Genomic DNA, 12,866 nt, shown 5'->3' with positions numbered 1-12,866 from the left:
AGAAAAAGCCGCATTTTTGAGGAGACTTCAACTTTTAACCTTTATTATTATGAAATATAATGTGTTGACTACTGTTTTTTCGGTTTTTATCCTGCTTTGCTGGAGTGTAGTTTCTGCTCAGGGAGAACCTAAAAATTATGATTTTAATGATGAATCTTTAAGTATAGATGAGCGAGTAACTGATTTAGTCAATCGATTGACTTTAGAAGAAAAGGCCATGCAAATGATGCATGACAGTCCGGCGATAGAACGTTTGGGTATTCCTGAATATAACTGGTGGAACGAAGCGCTGCACGGGATAGGGCGTTCTGGCGTGGCTACAGTTTTTCCGCAGGCAATTGGGATGGGAGCTACTTTTGATGAAGATCTAATTTTTGAAGTTGCTTCTGCAATTTCAGACGAAGCAAGAGGAACGCATAACACCGCTGTAGAAAACGGATATAGAAGACAGTATAGCGGACTTACGTTTTGGACACCAAACATCAATATTTTTCGTGACCCGCGTTGGGGTAGAGGTCAGGAGACTTATGGGGAAGATCCATTTCTGACTTCAAGATTAGGAGTAGCTTTTGTAAAAGGACTTCAGGGAGATGATGATAAATACCTTAAAACTGCCGCAGCTGCTAAGCATTATGCGGTACATAGTGGCCCGGAAAAGTTGAGACATGAATTTAATGCAGTAGCTACCCAAAAAGATATGTGGGAAACGTATTTACCCGCTTTCGAAGCATTGGTAGATGCAAATGTGGAAACCATAATGTGCGCTTATAATGCTACAAATGGAGAGCCTTGCTGCTCCAACGAATATTTGCTTACCGATGTTTTGCGAGAAAAATGGGGTTTTAAAGGGCACGTGGTTAGTGATTGTTGGGCTTTGGAAGATTTTTTCGGCGGTCACGATGTTGTTGAAACTGCTGAAGAAGCTGCGGCTCTGGGAATAAAAAGTGGTGTTAACCTTAATTGTGGGAGCGTTTATCCTTCATTAGTGGGAGCAGTAGAAAAAGGTTTAGTTACAGAAGAAGAAATTGATGAGCAGCTTGCTGTTTTATTGAAAACAAAATTTAAACTGGGGCTTTTTGATTCGCCCGATAAAAATCCATATTCAAAATTAAGTGCGAAAGACATTAATACCAAAGAAAATCGAGCTTTGGCAAGGGAAACCGCGCAAAAATCTATGGTTTTGTTGAAGAATGATGATGTTTTACCTTTAAAAAATGATTTGGCCAAATACTTTATCACTGGGCCAAATGCCACCAGTATAGAAATTCTACTGGGGAATTATCACGGTGTAAATCCTAATTTGGTAACTATTATTGAAGGAATTGCTGGGGCTATAGAACCTCAAAGCCAGTTGCAGTATCGCCAGGGAACGTTGCTGGATCGCCCTAATGCTAATCCGCAGGATTGGGCTTCACCAAATGCTGCAAACAGCGATGCGACTATTGCTGTTTTGGGAATTTCAGGTGTTTTGGAAGGAGAAGAAGGGGAATCCATCGCTTCAGAAACTTTTGGAGATCGTTATGATTATAATTTACCGGAAAACCAATTGGATTATTTACGTAAATTGAACGAAGCAGCAGGAGATAACCCGGTAATTGCCGTAATTACTGGTGGAAGCCCTATGAATTTGGAAGAAGTACACGAACTTGCAGATGCGGTTTTGCTGGTTTGGTATCCCGGTGAGGAAGGTGGAAATGCTGTAGCCGATATCATTTTTGGTGATGTTTCACCATCTGGGAGACTGCCAATTACTTTTCCTAAATCATTAGACGATCTTCCCGATTATGAAGATTATACAATGAAAGGAAGAACTTATAAATATATGGAGGTAGATCCTATGTACCCCTTTGGTTATGGATTGAGTTATTCGAATTTTGAATATTCAGAAATAAAATTATCTGAAGAACGAATAAGAAAAGGAAAAAGTTTGGAAGCGAGTATTGAGGTTTCCAATACCGGGGATTATGAAGCAGAAGAAGTGGTGCAATTGTATGTTTCAGATATGGAAACTTCTGTAGATGCTCCAAAATATCAACTTTATGGTATTAAAAGAATTAACCTGGAAGGTGGAAGTTCCGAAGAAATCACCTTTGACATTACTCCCGAAATGATGGAATTGGTAGATGATGAGGGGGAGAGTGTATTAGAAAAAGGAGAATTTAAAATATACATTGGAGGATCCAGTCCTTCGTCAAGAAGCCTGGAATTAGGAGCAGCCCAATTTAAAGAAGCTGTGTTCACTTTAAGATAATAACCGAAAATATTATTTAAAATGATGAATTTTATTGAAGAAGATTTTCTTCTTGAAAATAGGTTTGCCAAAGAGCTTTACGAGCGCTATGCCAAAGATATGCCTATTATAGATTATCACTGCCATCTGCCTGTAGAAGATATAGCCGAAGACAGGCAGTTTAAAAATCTGACCGAAATATGGATTGCCGGAGACCATTATAAATGGCGTGCAATGCGAGCGCTGGGGATTGAAGAAAAATACATTACCGGAGACAGCAGCGATGAAGAAAAATTTGAAAAATGGGCGGCGACGATTCCTTATACGCTAAGAAACCCGCTTTATCACTGGACGCATTTAGAATTGCAACGCTATTTTGGAATAACAGATTTGTTAAGTGAGAAAAATGCCAAAAAAGTTTACAATCAATGCAATTCTTTGTTGGCTACTCAGGCTTATTCTACCCGGAATTTGCTAAAGAAAATGAATGTAAAAGTGGTTTGCACTACCGATGATCCTGCCGATGATTTAAAGTATCATAAAAAAATAGCCGAAGATGATTTTGGAGTAAAAGTGCTTCCAACCTTTAGGCCCGATTCCTTATTAAATATTGAAAATGATAATTTTTCAGCATATTTAAAGAAAGTTGGAAAGCAAACTGAGGTGAATATTGAAAACTTTAGTTCACTTCTAGAAGCCATTGAAGCCAGGATTGAATATTTCCATCAGCATGGATGCAGACTATCAGATCACGGTTTGGAAAGAATGTGTTCTGAAGATTTTTCAGAAAATGAAATAGATACCTTGCTTAAAAAGAAACTGGTAGGAGAAATTATTACTCTTAAAGAAGCTGAAAAATATCAGTCTGCTCTAATGCTAAAAATGGGAGCATTCTACGCAAAAAGAAACTGGACCATGCAGTTACACCTTGGTCCTGTTCGCGATACTAATTCTAAATTACTCAACCAAATAGGAAAAGATGCGGGTGTAGATAGTATTGGCGATCTAAACCAGGCAAAGCCTTTAGCGAAGTTTTTAGATACATTGAATAAAGAAGATAAGTTACCAAAAACCATTCTTTATAATGTGAACCCGGCTGATAATGAGGTTATGGCGACAATGGCCGGAAATTTTATGGGAGACACCCCAAAAGGGAAAATCCAGCACGGTTCTGCCTGGTGGTTTTTAGACCAAAAAGATGGAATGGAAAAACAATTGAATTCGTTATCAAATATGGGTTTAATAAGCTGTTTCGTGGGTATGTTAACCGATAGTAGAAGCTTTCTTTCAGTGCCTCGTCACGAATATTTTAGACGTGTTTTATGTAATTTATTTGGAAAAGACATAGAAGCTAAAGAACTTCCTGAAGATATGGAATGGATTGGAAAAATAATCCAGGATATATGTTATTATAATGCAGCATCTTATTTTCAATTTCCAGAAATGAACAAAAAGTAAGTTTATGAAAAAGCTGGTAAGCCTGGGGGAATTATTAATGCGACTTTCTTGTGAAGACGCACATAGATTTTCGCAGGTAAATAATTTTAAAGTGGTTTATGGGGGTAGTGAAGCCAATGTGCTTATTACTGCTGCAAACTTCGGCTTAGAGACAGAGTTTATTAGTGTTTTACCCGAAAACGATTTAGGTAAGTCAGCGCTAAACGATCTAAGAAATAACAAGGTTGGTTTAAATCATATCAAATTTCAGGGAAACCGATTAGGACTTTATTTTTTAGAAACAGGAGCGATTAATCGACCCGGGAAAGTAATTTATGACCGCGAGAATTCAGCATTTTCAGCAATAGATCCAAAAGATTTTAATTGGGATGAGATTTTTGAAGGTTGTAACTGGTTTCATTGGTCTGGGATTACACCCGCAATTTCAGCAAATGCAGCAAAAGTTTGTTTACAGGCACTTGAAGTAGCGAAAAGTAAAGGGATTAAAATTTCAGGAGATCTTAATTATCGTGGAAATCTTTGGCAATATGAAGGAGCCAATCCAAAAGAAATTATGAGTGAGTTGGTAGAAAAAACCGATGTTTTACTTGCGGGATCTTATGCGTGTAGTCAATTTTTTGATATAAAAAATGCTCAAAATAATACTGAACTTTCTAAAGCCCTTGCAGAAAAATTTCCTTCATTAGAAAAAATAGCGATTACGAACAGGAATGAATTAAACGCTTCTCATCATAAATGGTCTGCCGATCTTTTTACGGGATCAACATTACTATCATCGTCAGAATATGATATTTATCCAATTGTAGATCGTGTAGGCGCGGGCGATAGTTTTATGGGAGCACTTATTTACGGGCTTCAACATTTTGATAATCAAAGAGCCCTTGATTTTGCTACCGCTGCCTCTTGTTTAAAACATTCAATTATAGGTGATTTTAATAGGGTGAGTAAGGAGGAAGTGCTGGAACTGATTGAGGGCGATGGCTCAGGACGAATTAAAAGATAAAATATAAAACCAGCTTGAAGCTGGACGCAAATTGAAAGAATAACAACCTGCTACTAATTTTCCCATCGGGGCATAAATTTTAAACATATGAAAAGATTATCGAGACCGGAAATTGCGATAAAGATGAAAGAATCTGGCTTAGTGCCCTTGTTCTATAATGAAGATTATGCCCTGGTTGAAAAAGTTGTTCTCGCCGCTTATAGAGGTGGCGCGAGGTTTTTTGAATTTACGCATAGGGGAGAATTGGCTCACGAAGTATTCATCGATTTGGTGAAATTCTCAAGAAAAGAATGCCCTGAAATGATACTGGGAGTAGGCTCTGTAGCCGATGCCGGTACTGCTGCGCTTTATATGAATTTGGGCGCAGAATTCGTGGTAAGCCCGGCTTTGCGAGAAGACGTAGCTAAAGTTTGTAACCGCCGGAAAGTTTTATACCTGCCCGGATGTGGAAGCTTAACCGAAATTTGCCAGGCAGAAGAATTAGGCTGTGAAATCGTAAAATTATTTCCTGCCGCAGTTTTAGGACCAGACTTCGTTAAAGCCGTAAAAGGTCCGCAACCCTGGACATCGATTATGCCCAGCGGCGGCGTTACCCTGGAAAAGGAAAATATTACTCAATGGCTTGATGCCGGTGTAACTTGTGTGGGGATGGGTTCAGCACTTATTCCGAAAGAAAAAGTGAAAAAAGCTGATTTTAAATCCATAGAAAATAATGTAGAAAAAGTACTGGAAATAATTTCAGAAATAAGGTCTAAATGAGATCATTTATTAAGTTTTTTCTCGCCATTTTTCTTTTTGTTTCCTGTAGCCAGAAGGAAGAGACTAAGTCTTTAAAACTATCCCATGGTTTAAGTCTTGACCATCCGGTACACCAGGCTTTAGCATTTTTTGCCGAGCGGGTTGAGAAAAAATCTAATGGGGAATTAATAGTGGAAGTTTATCCAGGAGGACAATTGGGGTCTGAAAGGGAAAGTTTGGAATTATTACAACTCGGAGGTTTGGCTATGACAAAAGTCTCCTCTGCAGTAATGGAAAATTTTTCTCCTAAATTAAGGGTTTTCGGGTATCCATATATTTTTCAGGATAAGGAGCATCGTTATAAACTTTATGATAGTGGGCTGGGAAATGAACTGCTTTTAGATGGGGAGCAGTACTGGTTAAGGGGGCTAACTTATTTTGATGCAGGCAGCCGTTCTTTTTACACTACAGACACTCCTATTAAAACACCCAGTGATTTAAAAGGACTAAAAATTAGGGTTATGCAAAGTCCTACCTCAATTAGTCTTATTAAAAGCCTGGGAGGTTCACCAACCCCGGTTTCCTGGGGAGAATTATATACTTCATTGCAGCAGGGTGTTGTAGAAGGAGCAGAAAATAATTTGCCTAGTTTTTACACCTCAAGGCATTATGAAATCTGTAAGAATTTCTCGATGGATGAGCATTCTGCTATCCCTGATATCCTGGTGATTAGCACATTGATTTATAACAAGTTATCTTCGGAAGAAAAAAAATGGATTCAGGAGGCGGCACAGGAAGCTGCTGTGAAACAGAGAGAGTTATGGGAAATTGCTGAAAAAGAAGCTTTAGAAGCAATTAAAGAAGAAGGGGTTAATATAACTTATCCTGATAAAGAGTTATTTAAAAAGCAAAGCGAGCATATAATTAAAGATTTAAAGGAAGAAGAACCTGCTTTATATTCTATAGTCCAGGAAATTAAAGATTTAAGAAATGAATAAGAAGCTAAATTGGTTTTTAGAGTGGTTGGTAGTAATTCTCGTAACAGTAATGCTATTTAGTGTATTGTGGGGAGTTTGTAGCCGCTATTTGTTAGCAGACCAAAGCTCCTGGACAGATGAACTTGCCAGGTTTATGCTTATCTGGGTAAGTTTATTCGGAGCTGTTTATATTTCCGGTAGGAATACCCATATTACCATAGACCTACTTCCTAAATCAATTTGCGAAAAAGCTAAGCTGAAACTAGATATAATTGTACAGCTTATTATTATACTTTTTACCGCCGCTATTTTCGTAATAGGTGGAGGGAGATATGTATATGTGTCTTTTAAGCTTGAACAGACTTCTGCGGCACTTGGCCTACCTATAGGCTTTGTTTATATGGTGTTGCCAATTTCGGGTCTAATGATTATTTATTTTAAAAGTGTTCAAATGCGGGAGACTCTTCAGGAATTAAAAGCAAATCGATAAATGGAAATTTTTATTCTTGTTTTCAGCTTTATTGTTATGGTAGCCATTAGGGTACCCATCGCCTGGAGTATTGGCATAGCTTCAGTATTAACATTGTTATTTAGCATTGATACCATTCCTGCTTTTACAACTATTTCTCAAAGGGTGGCTACAGGTCTTGATAGTTTTTCACTTCTTGCCATTCCTTTTTTTATACTTGCCGGGCATTTAATGAATAGTGGCGGTATAGCAAAAAGATTAATCGAGTTTGCTAAATCTTTGGTAGGCGCATTGCCTGGAGGCCTAGCCCACGTTAATATTGTAGCCGCGATGATGTTTGGTGCAATAGCAGGTTCAGCGGGAGCTGCTGCAGCGGCAATTGGTAGTTTTATGTCTGAAAGGATGGAAAAAGAGGGATACACCAAAGAATATGGTGTGGCGGTAAATGTGACTTCGGCCACCACTGGCCTTTTAATTCCGCCAAGTAATATTTTTATTATTTATTCTCTTGCCAGTGGCGGGGTAAGTATAGGTGCATTATTTTTAGCGGGCTATTTGCCCGGAATCCTTACCGGTTTAATCTTAATGATTATCGCTTTAATTTGGGCAAAGAGAAAAGGCTTTCCAAAGGGGGAAAGAAGTTCTTTTAAACATATTGTCAGATCTTTTTTTGACGCGCTTCCCAGTTTACTTTTGTTAATTATAATTATAGGTGGTATCGTTGGAGGTATTTTTACCGCAACTGAAGCTTCATCTGTAGCAGTGGTCTATTGTCTTATACTGGCTTTTATTTATAAAGAGCTGGATCTGCCTAAACTTAAAAGGGTATTGATAGAATCAGTTGGAACAATTTCTTTGGTAATGCTTTTAATAGCTATGTCTATAGCCATGTCCTGGGTGATGTCTTATGAAAATATTCCGCAAGAAGTAACGGCCACTTTATTAAGTTTTAGTGATAACCCCATTGTGGTTATGATTTTAATAAACTTAATCCTGTTATTCGTGGGTGCATTTATGGATATGACACCTGCAGTTTTGATCTTTACACCCATATTTCTGCCCGTAGCAGTAGCTATGGGAATAGATCCGGTACATTTCGGGGTGATCATGATCCTTAATTTATGCATTGGTCTATGTACACCGCCTGTAGGATCTGTGTTGTTTATTGGAGTGGGAGTAGCCAATACTACTATTCAAAAAGTTGTAAAACCTTTATTGCCGCTTTTTATAGGAATGCTAATATCTTTAATCCTAGTTATAGTATTTCCTTTTCTAAGCTTATGGTTGCCTGAGTTATTTGGGTTTTAATTATTTTAAATTTCTATTACTGGAATTTCTAACAATAACTTCGGTATCCAACATAGTTATTTCAGAGACCGCAGCATCTAATTTTCGGGTAGCGTGCTCTAAAATTCGTTTTGTAGAAATCTCTCCCATTTTAATAGCGGGATGTGAAACAGTAGAAAGTGTTGGTTCAACTATTCGAGAAATAGGGTCGTCGTTAAAACCAATGATTGCAAGTTCCTGCGGAATCTTTATTCCCTTTTCTTTAGCATATAAGATTGCACTTACTGCAGCAGTATCGTTGGCGGAAAATATTCCATCAGGTGGAGTTTCAAGTTTTAATAATTTCTTAGTCGCTTTTTTTCCTTCTTTAAAACTCAGGGTTTTCAAATCCAGAATTAAAGCCTCATCAACTTGAAGTCCATATTCTTTAAGGGCATCTAAATATCCCTTTTTTCTAAGGTTGTATACATTAACGTGTTGGGCACCGGCAAAATGGGCAATTCTTTTGCAACCCTGTTCTATTAGGTGTTTTGTAGCTCGATATCCAGCGGTATAATTATCTATAATAACCCGATACGAATTAAAATTTTCTGGCACCCTGTCAACAAAAACTATTGGAATATTTTGCTGTACATATTGATCAAAATGGCTCATATCCTGAGTTTCCATTCCCAAAGAAACAATAAGACCGCCAATTCGAGCATCATATAAGGCTTTGGCGTTGTTTACTTCGTTCTCGTATTTGTCTTCAGATTGAGTAATAATCACATTGTAATTAGACTTTCGAGCTGCCTTTTCAATACCAGTAATTAATGAAGCCTGAAAAGGACGATTAATGCGGGACATCATTATACCAATGGTTTTGGAAGAATTGTTTCTTAAACTCGCAGCCAGTGCATTAGGTCGGTAACCAAATTCCTCCGCTGTTTTTTGAATTTTCTTTATGGTTTTCTTCCCAATACTTTTGTGATTGTTTAAAGCTCTTGAAATGGTGGAGGGAGAATAGTTGAGTTCTTTTGCTAAATCGTATATAGTAACTTCTTTTTTCTTTTTCATTAGTTGGGCAGAATTTTACGCAACAAACTTACGAAACAATTGTTTAGAGTTGCATAAATTGATCTTTTTTGTGAAAAAGCTCTTATTTTTTAATGTGTAAAACACACTTAAATGGGATTATTAATTTATATTTGAAATTACAACCGATTGCATTTATTATGAAAAAAGCACTTGCTAGTTTATTAGCAATATTCTGTTTAACTACCGCATTAGCCCAGGATAAATTCTTAAACCCCATTTTAGCTGGATGGTATCCCGACCCTGCCATAACCGATGACGGAGAGGGAAATTTTTATATGGTACATTCTACCTTCGCTTTTTATCCGGGAATACCGGTTTTCCATAGCACCGATTTGGTCAACTGGGAGCAGGTGGGAAATGTAATTCAAAGGCCCGACCAGGTAGACCTACATGGCTTTGGAACCTCCCGTGCTGTATTTGCTCCAGATATTAGTTATGATAATGGTACTTATTATTTAACCTGCACTATCGTTGATGGAAAAGGTAATTTTGTTATGACCGCAAAAGATCCTGCCGGACCCTGGTCAGATCCCGTTTGGCTTCCAGAGGTTAGTGGAATAGATCCCGGATTGTTTTTTGATGATAACGGTAAATCCTATATGGTTTATAATAGTGAGCCGCCAAATAATGAATCGAAATATCAGGGGCATCGAACTATTAGGATGATTGAATTTGATAAGGAAAATTTAAAAACAATTGGAGAGAATCGAATTCTGGTAGATGGAGGTGTAGATATTTCTACCAAACCGGTTTGGGCTGAAGGTCCAAGAATTTATAAACTTAATGGTTTTTATTATTTAATGACTGCTGAAGGGGGTACCGCTGTGAACCACTCAGAAATGATCTACCGAAACACTAATATTGATGACGAGTTTATTCCTTTTGAAGAAAATCCGATCTTAACTCAGCGGCATTTAGATCCCAATAGGGAAAACCCTATTACTTCTGCGGGCCATGCCGATATTGTACAACATCCAAATGGTGATTGGTACGGAGTTTTCCTTGCCGTGAGACCATATGAAGGCGATTTATATAATACGGGAAGGGAAACTTTCTTAACTCCGGTGAAATGGGAAAACGACTGGCCTATTTTCGATTTAGGGGGCGAAGAAATTAAATATTCCTACCCTTTGCCGAAAGGTGTTGAAGTTGATAAAGATTTAATGCCGCTAAACGGTAATTTTACGTTAGAAGAAAAATTTGATAAAGATGAGTTGCCTTTGCATTGGATGATGCTTAGAAACCCAAAAACTAACTGGTATGATCTAAAAAATGGAGCTGAAGGAATTAGCCTTAAAACCCGTGCTGAAACTGTAGAAGGCGAGGCTAACCCTAGTTTTATTGGTCGTCGGCAACAACATATTACTGGAGAAGCTTCACTGTCATTAAAATTCAAAGCTGAAAATGATAATGAAAAGGCCGGCTTGCTCGCTTTTCAAAAGGAAACCCATTATTATTACGCAGCCCTTTCTAAAGAGAATGGAAAGCCCGTGGTACAGTTGTACAAATCGGATAAATTAATAGAAACTATTTCTTTAGACAATTCAGTATCTGAAGTTGAATTTAAGCTGAAGTTTGAAGAAGATGAATATACCTTCTACTACAAAACCGAAGGTGAATGGCAGCAATTGGGAGAAATTCAGGATGGGAAATTTCTTAGTACCCAGGTAGCCGGTGGATTTGTAGGTGTTAACTTAGGTCTTTATACAACTTCGAACCAAAAGGATAGCGACAACGAAGCTTTCTTTAATTGGTTCAATTACACTGGAGATGATGAGGTTTATAGAGATTAATTAAGGAATTATTTAATATAGATTAATAAAAACCGGTGTTGCATAACACCGGTTTTTATTTTTAAAAGCTGCTAATATTTAACCAAAAAAAAGAGGGCTAATAAAATTAATTATTAGCCCTCTTTTCAAGTTCAGTTTATTTTAGTCTAATTCAGTATAAGACTGCATTGTTTTAATCTTGCCATCTTCATCATATTCAATTTCCATCATTTTCATACTTCTTAAGTAGGTTTTTCCATCTGAAAGTGAACTATCGTGGTAGAATAAATACCATTTCCCCTCGTATTCAACTATAGAGTGGTGGTTGGTCCAACCTACAACCGGTTCTAAAATTACTCCCTGATAAGTAAAAGGCCCATAAGGGCTATCACCAATAGCGTACGCGATATTGTGGGTGTCTCCAGTAGAGTAAGAGAAATAATATTTACCGTTATATTGGTGAACCCAGGCTGCTTCAAAGAATCTACGGTCGTTATCACCCGTAGTGATAGGCTCTCCGTTTTCATCTAATATTTCAACATCTTTTGGTTCTTCAGCAAAACTCAATAGATCATCGCTCATTTTAGCGATTTTCGGACTAAGTGCAGGTTCATCATCAGCAGGATACTCGTCCTCTTCAACAAATTCTCCGGTTTGCCAACGCTGTAACTGGCCGCCCCAAATTCCGCCAAAATACATATAATATTCCCCATCGGTATCTTTGTAAACCGCGGGATCTATACTGTAACTGCCTTCAATTGGTTGTTCTTCCGGGGTAAAAGGACCCTCCGGCTTATCAGATATTGCTACTCCAATTCTAAAAATGTCATCTTTATCTTTTGCAGGGAAGAAAAGGTAATATTTACCATCTTTTTCTGCCGCATCAGGTGCCCACATTTGGCGTTTTGCCCAGGCTACGTCTTCTACGTTAAGAACTTCACCATGATCGGTTACTTCACCATCAGGGTCGTCCATAGAATACACGTGATAATCTTTCATGTTAAAATGATTTCCGTCGTCCATTTCAGGTTCTCCGGAATCCCAATCATGAGAAGGGTAAATAAATATTTTATCTTCAAATACGTGAGCTGAAGGGTCTGCAGTAAAATGGTCAGTAATTAAAGGCTCTGAGTGATATTTAATAGTATCTTGTTGAGCTATAGAATCTTCATATGCCTCATTTTTTTCCTCCTGTTTGTTGTTATCCTTACAACCAAAGGCGATAAGCGCCGGTAATAAAATTGGAAGGCTTTGTTTTAAATTCATTTTTAAATTGGTTTTAATGTTTCGGGTAAAAATATAAAAAATCAATCGTATTCGTAGGTTTGATTAATAATATATGCTTGTTAAATAGTATTTTGTAAAATTTAGTGGTAGCTATTTATTGAAAAATAAACAAACGATTGCGCTATAGCCTGTTTCTATTTTTTTTGATTTGACGAATGAAATGGATTTCTGTTAGTTGATGAAATTTCTGATGTTTGAGAAAGAAATAAAGTATCGCTTGATTTTCCCTTATATCCTCTATTGGTAGAAGCATGATTCAAAAGCTTTTATTGTAGAATGTAGAAATTATCCCTCGATAATTGTATGGTTTTGCGGAAACTGGGCTACGGAGCAATTTAGTGGGCCCGGTGGAGACTGGATTTATAGATATTGCATATAAAACCAATTTGAAATAGGAAAGATGAAATTCAAGAGAACTTCTATCATTTATCTTCATTGGTAAATCATGCAGAGTTGCTCTTAAGGGATAAAGTTTTTTTAATTGTTAGGGCTAAAAGGGTCAAAGTTCTATGTAAAATTATATTGTCTGGTTCTTTTAAAGTTCTGGAAATCGGAAGGTTAAATTTCT

At 37.5% G+C, this 12,866-nt stretch carries 10 protein-coding genes; 8 read left to right on the top strand and 2 right to left on the bottom strand.

The annotated features are described in order from the left end of the window. The first annotated feature begins 49 nt into the window (after positions 1-49). From FG27_RS06290 to FG27_RS06260, 7 genes are all read left to right on the top strand, one after another. Positions 50-2,251, top strand: a complete 2,202-nt coding sequence (locus FG27_RS06290; RefSeq protein ID WP_037316952.1) for a glycoside hydrolase family 3 C-terminal domain-containing protein — start codon at positions 50-52, stop codon at positions 2,249-2,251. A gap of 21 nt (positions 2,252-2,272) precedes the next feature. Further along, complete coding sequence (gene uxaC / locus FG27_RS06285; RefSeq protein ID WP_037316949.1) at positions 2,273-3,688, top strand: glucuronate isomerase; 1,416 nt, start codon at positions 2,273-2,275, stop codon at positions 3,686-3,688. 4 nt (positions 3,689-3,692) lie between these two features. Beyond that, positions 3,693-4,691: a sugar kinase gene (locus FG27_RS06280; RefSeq protein ID WP_037316947.1), complete on the top strand. Its 999-nt coding sequence runs from the start codon at positions 3,693-3,695 to the stop codon at positions 4,689-4,691. Positions 4,692-4,778: 87 nt separating this feature from the next. Next, positions 4,779-5,450, top strand: coding sequence for a bifunctional 4-hydroxy-2-oxoglutarate aldolase/2-dehydro-3-deoxy-phosphogluconate aldolase (locus FG27_RS06275; protein ID WP_037316944.1), 672 nt, complete (start codon positions 4,779-4,781; stop codon positions 5,448-5,450). Next, positions 5,447-6,427, top strand: a complete 981-nt coding sequence (locus FG27_RS06270; RefSeq protein WP_037316941.1) for a TRAP transporter substrate-binding protein — start codon at positions 5,447-5,449, stop codon at positions 6,425-6,427. Before FG27_RS06275 ends, FG27_RS06270 begins: the two co-directional genes overlap by 4 nt. Further along, on the top strand, positions 6,420-6,896 hold the full coding sequence (locus tag FG27_RS06265) for a TRAP transporter small permease (protein WP_037316938.1): 477 nt from the start codon (positions 6,420-6,422) through the stop codon (positions 6,894-6,896). The genes FG27_RS06270 and FG27_RS06265 overlap by 8 nt, the downstream gene beginning before the upstream one ends. Continuing rightward, a complete protein-coding gene (locus FG27_RS06260) occupies positions 6,897-8,183 on the top strand; it encodes a TRAP transporter large permease (protein ID WP_037316935.1) in 1,287 nt (428 codons plus the stop codon). Here FG27_RS06260 and FG27_RS06255 read toward each other — a convergent pair whose 3' ends face one another. Further along, the gene (locus tag FG27_RS06255; RefSeq protein WP_037316932.1) at positions 8,184-9,218 is read right to left on the bottom strand and encodes a LacI family DNA-binding transcriptional regulator; all 1,035 of its coding nucleotides are present in this window, start codon (positions 9,216-9,218) and stop codon (positions 8,184-8,186) included. A gap of 158 nt (positions 9,219-9,376) precedes the next feature. Between FG27_RS06255 and FG27_RS06250 the strand changes: the two genes are divergently transcribed. Then, a complete protein-coding gene (locus FG27_RS06250; protein WP_037316929.1) occupies positions 9,377-11,032 on the top strand; it encodes a glycoside hydrolase family 43 protein in 1,656 nt (551 codons plus the stop codon). A gap of 141 nt (positions 11,033-11,173) precedes the next feature. Here the strand turns inward: FG27_RS06250 and FG27_RS06245 are convergent, their stop codons facing one another. After that, positions 11,174-12,277 (bottom strand): glycoside hydrolase family 43 protein, encoded by a 1,104-nt coding sequence (locus FG27_RS06245; protein ID WP_037321985.1) that lies wholly within the window; start codon positions 12,275-12,277, stop codon positions 11,174-11,176. Positions 12,278-12,866: the final 589 nt, after the last annotated feature.

The sequence above is a fragment of the Salegentibacter sp. Hel_I_6 genome (assembly GCF_000745315.1).
In the GTDB taxonomy this organism is placed as follows: domain Bacteria; phylum Bacteroidota; class Bacteroidia; order Flavobacteriales; family Flavobacteriaceae; genus Salegentibacter.
Note: the sequence above shows the minus strand (reverse complement) of the source record. Positions and strands in the feature narration are given on the sequence as shown.